14 protein-coding genes are annotated in these 15,986 nt (G+C 58.9%); all 14 read right to left on the reverse strand.

Annotated elements, in window-relative coordinates; all coding sequences use genetic code 11:
* Window positions 1-218: 218 nt before the first annotated feature.
* The 14 genes from ACHMXB_RS21950 to ACHMXB_RS22015 all read right to left on the reverse strand — a co-directional run bounded on the left by ACHMXB_RS21950 (window position 219) and on the right by ACHMXB_RS22015 (window position 15,675).
* Window positions 219-1,088, reverse strand: a complete 870-nt coding sequence (locus ACHMXB_RS21950; RefSeq protein WP_395405849.1) for an ABC transporter substrate-binding protein — start codon at window positions 1,086-1,088, stop codon at window positions 219-221.
* 163 nt (window positions 1,089-1,251) lie between these two features.
* Window positions 1,252-2,019 (reverse strand): amino acid ABC transporter ATP-binding protein, encoded by a 768-nt coding sequence (locus ACHMXB_RS21955; protein WP_395405851.1) that lies wholly within the window; start codon window positions 2,017-2,019, stop codon window positions 1,252-1,254.
* A complete protein-coding gene (locus ACHMXB_RS21960) occupies window positions 2,016-2,933 on the reverse strand; it encodes an amino acid ABC transporter permease (protein ID WP_395405853.1) in 918 nt (305 codons plus the stop codon). The genes ACHMXB_RS21955 and ACHMXB_RS21960 overlap by 4 nt, the downstream gene beginning before the upstream one ends.
* A 589-nt stretch (window positions 2,934-3,522) precedes the next feature.
* The gene (locus ACHMXB_RS21965) at window positions 3,523-4,599 is read right to left on the reverse strand and encodes a LacI family DNA-binding transcriptional regulator (protein ID WP_395405855.1); all 1,077 of its coding nucleotides are present in this window, start codon (window positions 4,597-4,599) and stop codon (window positions 3,523-3,525) included.
* A 211-nt stretch (window positions 4,600-4,810) separates the two neighbouring features.
* A complete protein-coding gene (locus ACHMXB_RS21970) occupies window positions 4,811-5,035 on the reverse strand; it encodes a hypothetical protein (protein ID WP_395405857.1) in 225 nt (74 codons plus the stop codon).
* The gene (locus tag ACHMXB_RS21975; protein ID WP_395405859.1) at window positions 5,029-5,253 is read right to left on the reverse strand and encodes a hypothetical protein; all 225 of its coding nucleotides are present in this window, start codon (window positions 5,251-5,253) and stop codon (window positions 5,029-5,031) included. Before ACHMXB_RS21975 ends, ACHMXB_RS21970 begins: the two co-directional genes overlap by 7 nt.
* A gap of 89 nt (window positions 5,254-5,342) precedes the next feature.
* Window positions 5,343-6,782, reverse strand: a complete 1,440-nt coding sequence (locus ACHMXB_RS21980; protein ID WP_395405861.1) for an MmgE/PrpD family protein — start codon at window positions 6,780-6,782, stop codon at window positions 5,343-5,345.
* The gene (locus ACHMXB_RS21985) at window positions 6,757-7,686 is read right to left on the reverse strand and encodes a polysaccharide deacetylase (RefSeq protein WP_395405863.1); all 930 of its coding nucleotides are present in this window, start codon (window positions 7,684-7,686) and stop codon (window positions 6,757-6,759) included. The genes ACHMXB_RS21980 and ACHMXB_RS21985 overlap by 26 nt, the downstream gene beginning before the upstream one ends.
* Window positions 7,683-8,555 (reverse strand): polysaccharide deacetylase, encoded by an 873-nt coding sequence (locus tag ACHMXB_RS21990; protein WP_395405865.1) that lies wholly within the window; start codon window positions 8,553-8,555, stop codon window positions 7,683-7,685. The genes ACHMXB_RS21985 and ACHMXB_RS21990 overlap by 4 nt, the downstream gene beginning before the upstream one ends.
* The gene (locus ACHMXB_RS21995) at window positions 8,552-9,352 is read right to left on the reverse strand and encodes an ABC transporter substrate-binding protein (protein WP_395405867.1); all 801 of its coding nucleotides are present in this window, start codon (window positions 9,350-9,352) and stop codon (window positions 8,552-8,554) included. The genes ACHMXB_RS21990 and ACHMXB_RS21995 overlap by 4 nt, the downstream gene beginning before the upstream one ends.
* A gap of 101 nt (window positions 9,353-9,453) precedes the next feature.
* Window positions 9,454-10,221 carry an amino acid ABC transporter ATP-binding protein gene (locus ACHMXB_RS22000; protein ID WP_395405869.1) on the reverse strand — a complete coding sequence of 256 codons (768 nt, stop codon included), beginning with the start codon at window positions 10,219-10,221 and terminating at the stop codon, window positions 9,454-9,456.
* A complete protein-coding gene (locus ACHMXB_RS22005) occupies window positions 10,218-11,135 on the reverse strand; it encodes an amino acid ABC transporter permease (RefSeq protein ID WP_395405871.1) in 918 nt (305 codons plus the stop codon). The genes ACHMXB_RS22000 and ACHMXB_RS22005 overlap by 4 nt, the downstream gene beginning before the upstream one ends.
* Before the next feature lie 43 nt (window positions 11,136-11,178).
* Window positions 11,179-12,642 (reverse strand): argininosuccinate lyase, encoded by a 1,464-nt coding sequence (argH, locus tag ACHMXB_RS22010; protein WP_395405873.1) that lies wholly within the window; start codon window positions 12,640-12,642, stop codon window positions 11,179-11,181.
* 1,617 nt (window positions 12,643-14,259) lie between these two features.
* Entirely contained in the window at window positions 14,260-15,675 is a 1,416-nt protein-coding gene (locus tag ACHMXB_RS22015) for an MFS transporter (RefSeq protein ID WP_395405875.1), read from the reverse strand.
* Between the last annotated feature and the right edge of the window lie 311 nt (window positions 15,676-15,986).

Raw genomic sequence — 15,986 nt, forward strand, 5'->3', positions numbered from 1 at the left:
CTTTCCGTTCAATTTTTTGATCTGGTGGCGCGTGGAGCCGGTCACTGAGATGTCCACAACGCCAGGAGCGCCGCTGGGTGGGCAAGCACGACGGCAAGGTGAACTGGCTCGGGAACCCGCCGGTGATGAGAGGGTGCAGCGGCAATCTGTGGGTCTAATCCGGTGCAGGGGCGGCATGCCCAGAGGCAGCAGCCCCTGCACCAATTTTCATGCCCTGTCTACTTAACGCTGTTGATTTCGGGGTCCATTGCTCCGTAACCCAGCTTCCACTTGTCGAGAATTTTCTGGTAGTCGCCCGACGACTTCATCTCGCTGAATCCGTCCTTGATTGCTTCAGCCAGCTGGGTGCTGCCTTTCGCCACAACAACGCCGAACGGTTCAGCTGGCAGCGGCTCGAGGACTGGCGCGTACTTGCCAGGTTCCTGCTTCATGAAGTACGCGAGATTCTCGCCTCCCTGAGCTGCTAGGTCGGCGCGTCCCTGCTCGATCTGAAGGCGGGCAGACGAGCCACTATCGGTGGCCAAGATCTTGATTTCAGGCAGGCCATTATCGACGCAAACCGACTTGTTGAGGTCCTTGACCTGCTGATACTGCTCGGCGCTGCTGCTGACAGCCAGCTGTTTGCCGCAAACGTCACTCTGCTTAGTGAACTCTCCCGCGCGTGCTGCAGTCGTGTAAATACGGGCTTGAGACTGGAAGTAGTCGATGAAGTCAACTGTCTTCTGCCGCTCCAACGTATCGGACACGCCGGAAATCACCAGATCCACACGCCCGGTCTGGACCGAGTTCATCAGCTGCTCGAAAGGTGATTCGACGACTTCGATCTGGACTCCGAGGATTTCGCCGAGCTTTTGTCCCAGCTCAATGTCAGCGCCTATCAGCTTGTTGTCGCTGTCCTTGAATTCCATGGGCGGAAAATCAGGAGAGAGTCCGACACGGAGTTTCCCACTGCTCTTGATCTCTTGAGGTAGACCCCCCTGGGACGCGTCTTCCGCGGAGGCGCTTGTTCCACCAGCACAGCCGGTCAGTGCCAGCGATGCCGCTGCTACCAGGGCCCCTACCGGAATTGCGGCCTTTGAAATCTTCATTATTGGTTCCTTCGTTAAAGATAGTGATTGCGTAGTTTTGGTGGTTCGAAGACCAGCCATGAGCCGAACTTGTCTTGGGCTCGGGCCAATCTCTTGAAGATCCACCCATGAACTGCCTTGTTCAGGTTGGAATAAGTCACCCGTTCCCGGACTGCCAGTTGTGTTAGAAGACGCGGGAGAGGAAGGCTTTGGTGCGGTCGTGTTGGGGGTTTCCGAGGACTTCGGCGGGTGGGCCGAGTTCGACGATTTCTCCGTCATGCATGAACGCGACGCGGTCTGCTACTTCTTTGGCGAAGCCAATTTCGTGGGTGACCACGATCATGGTGAGTCCTGATCGGGCCAGGTCTTTCATGACGTCGAGCACTTCTCCGACGAGTTCCGGGTCCAGGGCGGAGGTTGGTTCGTCAAAGAGGATCAGTTCCGGTTTCATGGCCAGGGCCCGGGCGATGGCTACGCGCTGTTGCTGGCCGCCGGAGAGTTGCCGGGGGTAGGAGGACTCGCGTCCTGCCAGACCGACGCGGGCGAGGAGTTCGGAGGCGTGTCGTTTGGCTTCGGCAGGTTTGACCCTGTTGACGAGCACTGGTCCTTCGATGATGTTTTCCAGCACTGTCATGTGGGGGAAGAGGTTGAACCTTTGGAAGACCATGCCGATGGAGCGACGCTGCTGGGCTGCTTGTTTGTCCGAGAGTTCGTAGAGCTTGTCCCCTTCCTGGCGGTAACCAACGACTTTGTCCCCTACCCAGATGCGTCCGTTTGAGAGCGTTTCAAGGTGGTTAATGCAGCGCAGGAAGGTGCTCTTCCCGGAACCGGAGGCTCCGAGGAGGCAGACAACTTCGCCTGTTTGGACTTCGAGGTTGATGCCTTTGAGGACTTCGTTGAGGCCGAAGCTTTTGTGGACGTTTTCGGCCCGGACCAGAACGTTGGTGCTCATGACAGTGCCTTCCTGTTGGTGCCGAAGATGCTCTTGATCCGCTGGAAGGGTGTCTGGGGCAGTTGCCGGCTGGAGGCTCCCTTGGCGAAGTACCTTTCGAGATAGAACTGGCCAATGCTGAGGATGGATACCGCGCCCAGATACCAGACAGCACAGACGATGAGCAGTTCCATGATGCGGTTGTTGACGTAGTAGATGTGCTGGGCTTCGGAGAGGATTTCACTTACGCCGATTGCGGAAGCCAGGGAAGTGGTCTTGAGCATGCCAATCACTTCGTTTCCGACTGGTGGGATGATGACCCGCATTGCCTGGGGCAGAACAATGCGGCGCATGGCCTGCAGCTTGGTCATTCCCACTGCCTGCGCGGCTTCGGTCTGACCCTCGTCCACGGAAAGGATGCCGCTTCGGACAACCTCGGAGGTGTAGGCGCCCTGGTTCAGGCCAAGACCAATGGAAGCCGCGATAAAGGGAGTGAGGACATCGATCATGCGGCCGGAGTAGAGCCCCGGAATGCCGATGACCGGGAAGATCAGGGCCAGGTTGAACCACATCAGCAGCTGCAGATAGACAGGTGTGCCACGGAAGACCCAAATGTAGAGCCAGGCGACGCCAGAAACCACAGGGTTCTTGGACAGGCGCATCACGGCCGTAATGACGCCAAGAAGCAGACCCAGCGCCATCGCAACCGCGGTCAGGAGCAAGGCCACACCGATGCCCTGAATCAATACCGGGACTGCCAAATACTCCTGAACGGTAGCCCAGTCGATCTTCGCGCGGTAGAAGGAAACCCCCAGCCACACGAGGAAAAGGACCACGCCTGCGGCCCCGATCCACCGCCCCACGTGGCGTCGGGGGACAATTTTCAGATCGACCGAAGCAGCGCCCTTGACGCTCGGCTCTGTTTGAATGTTCATGATTTTTTCCTGATCGTGGGGGTTAGATGCTGCGCCGCGTATATCAGCGCTGACCGGGCTCATGATCAACCCGCGTTACCGGCCTGACCCGCAGACCGTCATAAGCCGCTGCCCAACTGCTGTGCTGGCCGTTGCGGACCAGCTCCTGGAAGCGTCTCGGTGATGACCAGCTCCGCAACTTTGTGAGGCGGCGTTGATGCATATCCTTGCCTCGCAACTAGGACCTGGAAGACTCCAAGCCTCCTATGGAGGCGTGGAACCCGCTCGCGAATTCCGGGGATTCGCTGGGTGGACGTCCCGGAGGGGCCGCCCCATTGCGATCCGTTCTTTCCTGAGCTGCTTCTACGCTGGTCACGATGAGGTGATCAGCATCACTCTTGCAACAAAAGTATCGTCTAGGTAAACCGGTGGTGTCAATGTCTATCGGGCGGATTACCCGAAGATTACGTATCGGTGGACACCGGTATCTCAAGACTTGATTAAGTCTATGAGACACCGGTATCTTGCGCAATTGGTTGTTTGTCACTATTTCCGATATGCACGGACTGCCGCGCCGGCTACGGCGTCCAGCACCGGAAAAAGGGGGGGGTTACGCGCGCTGTCTCAGCGCTGTTCTGCTGAGGTCGGCAACGGATGCCCTTTGGATGAAGGTGGCTGACAACAGGTGATCTTTGGAGACGGGACCCGAGCCCTCGATTCTCCCCAGAAGGACTTCCGCGGCCTTCATTCCCATGTCGTAGGCAGGATTCGAGATGGCGGTGACTTCGGGGCAGCTGACAGTCATCCACTCGGTATCGTCCAGGCATACCAGTGAGAGGTCCTCCGGCACGCTCATTCCCGCCGCATGGATGGCTTGGAAAGCCGGGAGGGCAATCTTGCTGTAGGAGGCAATCAGTGCGCTGGGCCTGTTTGTCCGATGTAACAGTGAGGTCACCAGTTCGTGCGATTTCTGAGGTGACATGGCTCCCGAGATGAACTCGTATTCGATGCCGGCTTCCAGGGCTGCCTCCCGAACGGCTCGGACTCGGTCCGCTATGGGTGAAATTGGGAGAGGGTGCCCGGCCTCGAGCTCCTCCGGAGTCTTAGTAGTGGCTGAAAGGAACGCGATTTTCGTGTGGCCCTTGCTGATTAGGTACTTCATGACGCTCTTTGCGTCTGAGAAGGAATCGGTGCCGACCCAGTCGGATTCCACGTTGTCGGGGCGCCGGTCGAAGAGTACAAGCGGGCGGCCCATGCCCACGACGTCGAGGAGATGCCCTGAGTCGCTGCGGCTCGTCGATGCCACGATCAGGCCATCCACTCGCTTGTCGAGAAAGACTTGGACTGCTGCACGTTCAGCGTCAATGTTTTCATCTGTATTGGCAAGGATGACGTCGTAGCCGGCGGACTTTGCCACATCGGTCATTCCGCGAACAGCGCGGGCGAAATGCGGATTCTCGATGTCGCTGACAACGACGCCTATGGTGTGGGAGCGTCCCGAACTGACGCTCCTGGCTAATGCGTTGCCGCGGTACCCCAGCGTCTCGGCTGCGGCGGCAACCATGGACTGAAGCTCAGGGCTTACGGAACCATATTTGCCCAATGCGCGCGCGGCTGTGGACCGTGAAACCCCTGCCAAGCGCGCCACATCCATCAAGGTGGCGGTGCCGTATCGTCGCAATTCCATTCCTAAAATTTACAACAAAATTTGGTCGGGCGGATGCCGCATTGATACCGGTTTCCTTGGATTTTAGAAAAACCTTCTATCATTGCCTGGATGCTGTTGGCGCCAGGCGTTCCGTTGCTGAGTCCGGAGCAGTGCAAGGAGACAATCTAGCTAACTGGGCGGGCTTGTAGTTGGGCTCTTTCGTGCCCGGCCTCCGAGGTCATCGAGTCGCTCATCTGCTCCGGTGGTCCTGCTCGCGCGTATAGCCGAAAGGAACGTCCCGGCTGAACCCGACCGTGAAGTGACCATGGCGGAGACGGGTGATGAGGAGCCCGTGAGTCTTCGTTCTTGGTGCCAGTTTAAGCAGGTGGCCCATGGCCCTGTTGAGGTCCTCGTCCATCGACGGGCGATCCTTAACGGTGACGTCAAGGTGGGGTTGGGTCCGGTCAATCAGCATTCTTGTTCCCTTGGTGTTTCGGGCATTGCGATGATGTGGTAGCCATCAGCTCTGCAGAGCAGCACGCGCTGGTAGGCGCCGTACGCTTGCAGCCAGAGGGCGTCACCGGAGAAGGTGACCTCCTCGACGTAGCCAGTGCGGAAAACATCGCCGTCCTTATATACCTGGACCTGCTGGCCTTCGAGATTCTTCCAGCTGGTGTCCTTGCGATTGCTCATGGCAGTTGCGCTTCTCGCTTGCTCAAGTCGCCTGTCCTTCTTTGTGGGTTTGCATCGGTAAGGCCCGTGCGCGGGTGGGGCCTAGGTTCTTATTCCAGTAACGCGGGTTCTGAATCAGTCGCGAGCAGGGGTAGAAGCCGGGAGGCGTTGTCCATGTCATCGGAGTTCATGACCAACGAGACGATGGACTCTGCGGCGCCCTGCGAAAGTCTGGTGGCGGCAAGGCGCGTGAATTTGCTTAGTGTTTCGTCGTCGCTGAGCCTGTTGGTGGAGGCGCCTTTCGCGCGGACAGCCTGGACCACCCAAGTATTTGTATTGGTTTCGACGGACAGTCGCGGTTCCGCCGAGCCACCGTTCTGCGAGGGGTCAATCTGCAGTCGAATGCGTCCCATGAGGTCAGTCAGCCGCGGGTTGGACCGTCCTTGTTCGGTGATTTGTTCAAGTCCTACTTCACCGTGCAATAGCGCCGCTGCGAGGGCAAATTGCATGCTCAATTGGGTGGAAACGAGCGAACGGGTATCGGCTTTGCCGCACATGTCAGCGATGAGCGCGCTCGTGCTGACAGTGACGGAACGTACCGACTCCGCGGTGATGCCGTGTCGTGAGCGCAGGTCCAGGATGGCGTCGATGGCGGAATGGGTGCTGCGGCAGGTCGCGTAAGGTTTGATCGAGGCTTGGCTGATCTGCCACTCGCAGCCCAGAGAGTGGTAAAGCTCGGATTCGTTTATGTCCCGAGCTTGTCCGTAGAGTTTCAGGAAGCTTCCCCAAGGGGCCGAAAACAGGTCGCGTGGTCCTGTAAACCCCGCTTTGGCTAAGAGGGCACTGTTCAGGCCTGCTTCTGCGGCCCGTCCTACGTGCAATCGCTTGGACATCGCGCCGTCCCCGATAAACGACCACGTACCGCCCGTGAATGAACCCGCCAAACCGATTGCTGACACCATTTGTCGGGCAGTCAGTCCGAGGATGACGCCGGATGCCACTGCTGCTCCGAAGGTTCCGCACACCCCGGTTGAATGCCACCCCGCATTGTTGACGGAGTCGTATCCGCCGAGTGCGGACTGAACGCGGCGGGCTACTTCATATCCGCTGACGACAGCACGAAGCAGGGTTGCGGTGGTTACTGCAGTATCGACATCAGCCGCCCCACCGTCGCCCCCGTCGGTACGCAAGGCGACGGCAGCAAGTGCTGCCGGCAGGACGACGGCTCCCGAATGGTCGCACCCGCCTGAGTCGTCGAGTTCAAAGGCGTGACAGGCCAGGCCATTGACGAAAGCAGCTCCAAGTGCCGGCATTTTGGATGATGTTCCCCAGAGGAACACGCCTCCTTCAGGAGGCGGCGTCCCATATGCCGCACCAAGGCCTTCACGACCTAAACGGACTTCCAGGGATGCGGAGCCGGCAATCCCTGCTCCGAGGGTGTCAAGGATGTGGAGCCTGGCCCTGTGCAGTACGTCGGCGGGAATGTCCCCCGGCGCCAGCCCGCATATGAAATGAGCAATCTTTTCAGATGTCGTAAATTCGTTCGTCATGTAGGACGCCTTTGCTCGTAAGTGCGTGGAATATCTCAGCAGGATGGTCGGGGTGGTTGGGTTCGGCCCATTGCTTCCACCATCGGGCTACGTCACCGCCGGTGGCATGCCAAACGTCGCTCCAGGCATGGACATGATCCATAAATTTGCGCAGCATCAGGATCCGTCCGGGGGTGGCAATAATTTCCGGGTGCAGGGTCAGGACGAAGCAGAGGCCCTCCGCACGGTGGGCGTCGAATTCGAGTATCCAGTTGCGCAGGACCTCGCGGCTCGAGGCTATTCGCGGGCTACCTTTGGGCAGGGGCGGGTCAAGGTTGAAAACGAAATAGGGGTAATCGTCGAGTTCATGCTGTCGGGGCACTTCCACCAGGCCGGAAGCGGTCCCGGCGTGAAAATGTGGAAGGTCATCACCATGCCAGGACGATGACCAGGTAAAGCCTTCTGCTACCAACGCTTCGGTGAGCCCGGGCGCGTACGACCCCCGGCCAGCGCGAAAGCCTTTAGGCCGTATCCCCAGCAGGGATTCGAAGGCGTCCTGGCTCCGGCCGATACAGTCCAGTTGTTCCCTGAGCGACAGTGAACCCATGTCTTCCAAGGCCCACCCCATATTGCCAAGTTCGTGGCCTGCCTCAACAATCGAATCGACCTGAAGGGGGTAGGTGGAGAGGTTTGCCCCTGGAACAAACCAGCTGGCCTTGGTGTCTGTGCGGTCCAATTCTGTGAGCAGTCGGTCAACGCCCCGGGTTGCCCCGTACTGACCAACCGAAAGGCTCTTGGCTCGATCGCTGGCATCGGGAGCTGCCGCGAGGACAGAGAGCTCTGCTTCGAAGCCCACCGTTACGACGAAGGCACACTTCTTGCCCTCTGGCCATCGCCCCTGTGCAGTTCCGCTGAACGGTTTCACTGTCCGAGTCCTCTATTGCCGTGGGAAGTTTCGGTTTGCCGCCACCACGAGGCCACGTCCCTGCTGGTCGCGAACCACACGTCCTCGCCCTCCGTCATGTGCTGAAACCAGCGATCCAACAAAGTTGCACGGCCGGGTTTGCCCACTACCTTGGGATGGAAAATCGTAGAGAGGCACAAGCCTTCCGCGTGGTAGCCGTCGAATTCACGGGTCCAGTTATCAAGTGTCAGCTCGTAGCTAGCGATCCGGTCCCCGCCGGAGGGCCAGTCCGGGTTGGTGGTGAAGGCCAGGGAGGCATAATCGTCCATATCCGAGCGTGCGGGGATCTCAATGAGCTTGCCGCCAGGATGGTAGTAGGGACGATCATCGCCTCGCATGGAGCTCGAGTAGTGGAACCCCATTTCTTCCAGAAGAGCGGGGGTTTCGGGCCGCCAGTCCCCTGACGGTGTCCGAAAGCCTATGGCGGTGGTACCAAGGACCTCGCGGAAGATCCGCTGGCTGGTCTCGATGACTCTTCGTTGATCGGCTAGGGTGAGATCCCAATATTTCTCGTGCATATAACCGTGGTGCGCGATTTCGTGGCCCTGCTCAACAATGCGCCTGCACTGCTGTGGCCACGTCTCAACCACCCAGGCCGGGGTAAAAAAAGTCGCCGGTAGTCCGTGATCTTTTAGTAGCCCCAGGATCCGGTCGAGGGCCCGCCAGGGACCGTACGCACCCTGGCTGAAGTATTCAGGCTTGTCCCAGATGGTGCCCGTCAACATGGCGTCACCTGTGGGTCCGTCAAGGTCGAAGGCCAGGGCGACGGCAGTGCGGTAGCCTTCCGGCCATACCGCCGCCCCGACCTTCGGTGATTGGGACTGTGTCACTTCACGCCGTTGATTACGGGGGTCATCGCCCCGTAGCCTACGCCCCATTTGTCGAGAATCTTCTGGTAATCCCCACTTTCGATGACCGTGTTGAGAGCGTCCTTCACTGCATTGGCCAGCTCTTCTTCACCTTTCATCACCAGAATTCCAAAGGGCTTAGCGGCGAGCGGCTCGAGCACCCCGGCGTACTTACCCGGCTCAGTCTGCTCGAAGTAGGCCAGGTTCTCCCGTCCCTGCGCCGCAAGGTCAACCCGGCCCTGGTCAATCTGCAGCCGTGCCGCCGCACCGGAGTCGGTAGGAAGAATATCCACCGCAGGAAGTCCCTTGTCGACGCATGCTGTCTGGCTCAGGGCTTTGACCTGCTCGAAGTAGTCAGTCTTGCCGCTGACGGCAAGCTTCTTCCCGCAGATGTCCGTCTCCTGTTTGAACTCTGCAGCACGAGCGCCTGACGTGTACAGGCTTCCCTGCGAATTGAAGTAGTCCACAAAGTCAGCCGTCTTCTGCCGTTCCAGCGTGTCCGAGATGCCGGACATCACCAGATCCACACGCCCGGTCTGGACGGAGTTAATCAACTGGTCAAAGGGGGACTCGACCACTTCAATTTCCACCCCCAGGACCTCACCAAGCTTCTCCTGCAGTTCGATGTCAACACCGGCAAGCTTGTTCTCGCTGTCACGGAATTCCATCGGGGGGAAGTTCGGGGAGGTGCCAACGCGAATTTTCCCTGCATCCTTGATGGTCTGCGGGAGCCCGGGAGTCGCACCGGCTTCAGGGGCGACATCCTCTGCCCCGCCCACGCAGGCTGTGAGGCCGAAAGCTACAACAGCGCTAATTGCCACAGCCCGTGTGGCACTCTTCAGATACTTCATGGTGGCTCCAGCTCGTAGAGGGTGTTGTGTTAGAAGACGCGGGAGAGGAAGGCTTTGGTGCGGTCGTGTTGGGGGTTTCCGAGGACTTCGGCGGGTGGGCCGAGTTCGACGATTTCTCCGTCATGCATGAACGCGACGCGGTCTGCTACTTCTTTGGCGAAGCCAATTTCGTGGGTGACCACGATCATGGTGAGTCCTGATCGGGCCAGGTCTTTCATGACGTCGAGCACTTCTCCGACGAGTTCCGGGTCCAGGGCGGAGGTTGGTTCGTCAAAGAGGATCAGTTGGGGTTTCATGGCCAGGGCCCGGGCGATGGCTACGCGCTGTTGCTGGCCGCCGGAGAGTTGCCGGGGGTAGGAGGACTCGCGTCCTGCCAGACCGACGCGGGCGAGGAGTTCGGAGGCGTGTCGTTTGGCTTCGGCAGGTTTGACCCTGTTGACGAGCACTGGTCCTTCGATGATGTTTTCCAGCACTGTCATGTGGGGGAAGAGGTTGAACCTTTGGAAGACCATGCCGATGGAGCGACGCTGCTGGGCTGCTTGTTTGTCCGAGAGTTCGTAGAGCTTGTCCCCTTCCTGGCGGTAGCCAACGACTTTGTCCCCTACCCAGATGCGTCCGTTTGAGAGCGTTTCAAGGTGGTTAATGCAGCGTAGGAAGGTGCTCTTCCCGGAACCGGAGGCTCCGAGGAGGCAGACAACTTCGCCTGTTTGGACTTCGAGGTTGATGCCTTTGAGGACTTCGTTGAGGCCGAAGCTTTTGTGGACGTTTTCGGCCCGGACCAGAACGTTGGTGCTCATGACAGTGCCTTCCTGTTGGTGCCGAAGATGCTCTTGATCCGCTGGAAGGGTGTCTGGGGCAGTTGCCGGCTGGAGGCTCCCTTGGCGAAGTACCGTTCGAGATAGAACTGGCCGATGCTGAGGATGGATACCGCGCCCAGATACCAGACAGCACAGACGATGAGCAGTTCCATGATGCGGTTGTTGACGTAGTAGATGTGCTGGGCTTCGGAGAGAATTTCACTCACGCCGATCGCGGAAGCCAGGGAAGTGGTTTTGAGCATCCCAATCACTTCGTTTCCGACTGGTGGGATGATGACCCGCATTGCCTGGGGCAGAACAATGCGGCGCATGGCCTGCAGCTTGGTCATTCCCACTGCCTGCGCGGCTTCGGTCTGACCTTCGTCCACGGAAAGGATGCCGCTTCGGACAACCTCGGAGGTGTAGGCGCCCTGGTTCAGGCCAAGACCAATGGATGCCGCGATAAAGGGAGTGAGGACATCGATCATGCGGCCGGAGTAGAGCCCGGGGATCCCGATGACCGGGAAGATCAGGGCCAGGTTGAACCACATCAGCAGCTGCAGATAGACAGGTGTGCCACGGAAGACCCAGATATAGAGCCAGGCGACCCCGGAAACCACGGGGTTCTTGGACAGGCGCATCACGGCCGTGATGACGCCAAGAAGCAGACCCAGCGCCATCGCAACCGCGGTCAGGAGCAAGGCCACACCGATGCCTTGGATCAATACCGGGACCGTCAGGTACTCCTGAACGGTAGCCCAGTCGATCTTCGCGCGGTAGAAGGAAACTCCCAACCACACGAGGAATAGGACCACCCCTGCGGCCCCGATCCACCGCCCCACGTGGCGTCGGGGGACAATTTTCAGATCGACCGAAGCAGCGCCCTTGACGCTCGGCTCTGTTTGAATGTTCATGATTTTTTCCTGATCGTGGGGGTTAGATGCTGCGCCGCGTATATCAGCGCTGACCGGGCTCATGATCAACCCGCGTTACCGGCCTGACCCGCAGACCGTCATAATCCGCCGCCCAACTCTTGTGCTGGTCCAGCTTTGCCCGCAGCCGTGTCAGCTGTTCGGCCACCCTGGCAGGCGACGTCCCTCCAAACCCGGAATGGGCCTCGAGAGCTGCCTCCACTGTGAGCACAGCCCTAATATTAGGGGTCAGGCGCGGATCAACCGATGCCAGCTGCTCATCACTCAGGTCGTCGTAGTCCAAGCCATTACTTTCGCAGAAGCGCACCAGCGCTCCCGAGATTTCATGCGCCTCGCTGAACGGAATGCCCTGGCGTGCCAACCAGTCGGCCACTTCCGTGGCCAGCGTAAACCCCGCAGTTGCCTGACGACGTACCTCTTCAACGTTGACCGTGAAGGTCCGCACCAGACCTGTCAGAGCCGGAAGGGCGACTTCGAGAGTCTCAACGGCGTCCATAACGGCGTTCTTATCCTCGGACAGGTCGCGGTTGTAGGCCAGCGGCAAAGACTTGACCGCCGCCATCAGGCCCATAAGATCTCCAAGGACGCGTCCCGCCTTGCCCCTGGCCAGCTCCGCAATATCCGGGTTCTTCTTTTGCGGCATGATCGAGCTGCCAGTGCAGTAAGCATCGTCCATGGTTATCCAGCGGAACTGCTGTGATGCCCAAGAGATGATTTCCTCACAGAGGCGGGAGATGTCAATAAGCGTCAGGGAGCACACGAAGAGGAATTCGATGGCAGCGTCGCGGCTGCCCACAGCATCGATGGAGTTTTCTGCGCTCGTCTCGTAGCCCTGGTCTCTTGCAGCCAGCTCCGGATTGAGTGCGAACGTTGACCCGGCAAGGGCCGCCGCGCCGAGGGGGGATACAGCCGCCCTTGTATCCCAGTTCTGGAACCGCTCAAGGTCGCGGATAAGTGGCTGGGCATGAGCCAGGATTTGATGACCAAAAACCACCGGCTGCGCGGACTGCAGATGCGTAAAGCCGGGCACCGGCGTGTGAAGATGCTGGTCCGCCTGGCTTGCCAACGCGTTCGTCAATTCGATCAGGAGTTCACTGACGGAGCGAACCTTGTCACGCATGTAGAGTCGGAGGTCGTTGGCGGCCTGATCATTGCGGGAGCGCCCAGCACGGATCTTGCCCCCTGTCGGTCCCATCCGTTCAATCAAAATCCGCTCGAGGAACGTGTGCACATCCTCGTCTGATTCCAGAGGTACGACACGGTCTTCCTGAATGTCGCGGGACAACTCATCGATGGTGTTAAGGAAGACGGCCAGCTCTGCATCATCAATGAGGCCAGAGCGGTTAAGTTCCTTGACGTGCGCCCGGGACCCGTGCAGGTCGTAAGGAGCCATGCGGAAGTATTTGGGATCAGATCGCGAGAAGCGGCTGAGTTCCGGGCTGGACGTGCCGGCAAACCGGCCGCCCCATAGTTTTGTCTGTTCGGTCATGCCTACTGCTCCTAGGTTGGAGGGCTTAAAGGGGGAGGGAGTGATCGCGATCACTCATGCAACAAAAGTATTTCCTAGGTAAACCGCTATGTCAATTGATCAGAGTGAACTTTACGCTTCTGAGACACCGGTATCTAGAGTAGTTGGCAAGAGGAGTAGACACCGGTATCTTTAAGGGGGTTCCAGCCCCGCACCTTGACCCTCCAGCCGCCTGTTGTACCACCGCGAAACGACAGGGAAGTCCCTCCATCCGCTCACTCCAGGCCGGGCAAGAACCCTTTGCATCCACTCTGAATCGAGGCAAAAACGTTAGTGGGGCTCCTCAAGGAGCCGGTCCAGCTGCCTTAACCGCAGGGTCCATCGCCCCGCAGCATTCGTCACAAGCCGCTTGGGGCCATCACGGCTTGCGGGATTGCGCTGTCGATGTAATTGCAGCTCCCCGCGAGGGCAGAATTGACGCCAAATACTTTGCATTGATACCGGTTTCAAGCACCCTTGCCTTTGCAACAAAAAAGGCTGTACTCCGTGACGGGTTAAAGCCCATCGCCGACGAGTCGTAGCGCCAATCGGTATGTAGCGGCCCCGCCGCGCTGCTGCTCGGCCCCCGAATCTACGGGAAAAACCATAGAGCGGGCGGACGTGACCGCGTTCGAGGTTCTTTGCTCCCCCGGCGTACTTGACCTTACGAGGTGCCAGTGGCCCTTCGGACCAAGCTGATCACCAGTGCGTCCACCATTTTTGCGGCTACAACTAACACCTTCTGAAGTAAGGAGCCGCGACGTGCTGCGTGCCAGAAGTGTCTGACCGCCTAACATTTTGAAGCACACCCAAATCTGACGTCATGTTCGCCTGAACAGGGAGGACTTCGCCAATGGGCGGAGCTCCCACTGGTTCTCCGGTGCCCGCCCCGGGTACAACAGGTGACACATGCACCGAATGCCCCAAGCCGAGTCATGAAGGCCAGAATCTGAGGACTGTTTCGATCATTCTCGAGCTTCCCCATGCGTTTTCCTCGCCCAATAACTGTCAGGGTGGGATCTGAGAAGGTCATGAACCGCTGTCAATAAACCGGGACTTCGAACCATCCTGACGCCCCCGCAAATACCATCGCAGCGACCGGCCGAAGGTTCTAGCCACTGCATGAGGGAGTAGACTCACAGGGACTCACAAGGACTCACAGATGCCCCCCCTGCCCAATCCCTTCCGCCCCACGGCGGGGGCCACTCCCCCGGAACTTATCGGACGCCAGGGAATGCGGCAGCAACCTACGCCCAGTACAAGGGCATGCGGGATGATGCTGCCGACAGCCGAGTTCGGAATATCGTCTACCTGGGAGGCGCCCGTCGTTGTAACGCGGCGGATCGTGCTATGGGATTCGAAACATTTGCTCTTCTCGTCTTCGGCGGAAAGTTGCGTGCCTTTAGGTGGCAAGTCGAGACGGCTATTCCGGTTTCTAGATACCCGTTCTTGCCAGCTAAGTGGGACTAGTAGTAGTGGTTAGGACATCGCAGATAAAAAGGTGCCCCAGTCTCAGAGCGTCGCTTTTCTGAAACTAGGGCACCCGTGAGGGTTCTTATCCGCTCTTACTGGGACCTAACCTTTGCCGGCGGTTGTTGTTCAGACAGCCGTGGCTTCCGTACGTGGCGACCCATTGTTTGCGGGAGGCTCCTCAACCAGCGCGCGGCCGCCGGTTTCGGGTGCAACCTTCCAGGAAACGAATGCCCCGAGTGCCAGCAGGACGACGGTGCCGATCATCAAAGTCTGTGCTCCATAGGTGGCAACAATGATGGGCAGCACGAAGGTGCCAATTGCAGCGCCGATCCGGCTTAGGGCCGCTGCCATGCCGACGCCCGCTGCTCGCATCGACGTGGGGAAGAGTTCAGCGGGATAAATGAACTGCAGGTTCCCGGCGATGGCTTCGATGAATGCGTAAATGCAAAGGCAAATGATGACCAGCATGGCGTCGGGCTTCGGAAGGATGGCCAGTGCCAACACAGATACGGCCATCATCCAGAAAGTGGTGATCAGCATTCCCCGGCGGCTGAATTTGTTCACAATCAGCATGCCGACGATTCCGCCGACGGCGAAGAAGGCATTCTGAATCAGCGTCGGTGTGAATCCGTTTGCAACCCCGAGGGCCAGGAACAGAGTCGGAAGGAAGGTGAAGATTGCAGTTTGCGGGGTTGCCTGAGCGATCCAGAAGAAGCCCGCGAAAAGCGTCCGCGCACGCCACTTGCGGCTAAACAGCAGTCTGAAGGTTTCACCAGCAGACCGGCGCTTTTCATTGGCGTTCGCGAGTGCTTCCACGAGGTCATCCACGCCCGTGTTGGGGTTGATGTGCTTCTTGACGATTGCGTCCGCCTCAGCGACGCGGCCCTTCGCCACCAGCCAGCGGGGCGATTCGGGCGAACCCAGCCGCAGAAGCATCACGATCGCCGACGGGATGGCGCTGGTAACCAGGATCCACTTCCAGGCGTCGGCACCGAGGTTGAGGCTGTTCAGCAAGACGCCAACACCGATGGAGGCAAGGAAGCCGAACCGCCACACTGCGGCCAGGCTGCCCAGCAGCGGTCCCCGGAGTTTCAGGGGCATCATCTCGGAAAGATAGGTCGGGCCGACGGCGTAGTCGATGCCAATAGCGATACCCAGTACCAGCCTCACGAGGAAGAGCTGAGTCGGGTCCGTCACGAAGAACTGCGCGATCGAGGCGACCAGGAAGATCGCCAAGTCAATCTGATAGAGCTTTCTGCGGCCGATACGGTCTGCGACCTGACCGAAGCAGATGCTCCCCAGGAAGAGGCCGATCAATGCTGCCGATCCGACAAGTCCGGATAACAGCGGTGTCATCCCGAAATTGGCCGGGAGGACAGCGAGAGCGATCGACAGGACACCCAGGGTGTAGCCGTCGACGAACTTTCCGCCGCCCGTGAAGATTGCGAGACGGTAGTGAAAACCAACCGCAGGGGAATTATCGATTGTGAACTGTGGCGTAGAAGCCATCGCAGTGTCCTTTCTGGGGCCATAGATGGCCACGCCTAAGGGGGGATGAATCGCGGATTTCAACGGACCGAGATCCGCAAGAACATCTGCTGCCTGTGATAGTACTCACAGGCTCAACCGGGAAAGAACAGGTCCACCTTAAGGATGACTGGACGAAGTAGAAGAGGAACTGTAGCTCACTTCAGACCTCTGGTTCGGGACGATGTGAAACGGGGCTCCAGTCGCACCGGACAGGCCTTGAGCAGCGAGTCCATTTCTATGAAGCCTACGCGCATATGGGTGTCGGAAACTTCGATGCAAAGACCTATGGCTGCAAATAGGCTTGTATGACATAGGGTAAGCCG

The organism is Arthrobacter sp. UC242_113, assembly GCF_044054585.1.
Classification (GTDB): domain Bacteria; phylum Actinomycetota; class Actinomycetes; order Actinomycetales; family Micrococcaceae; genus Arthrobacter.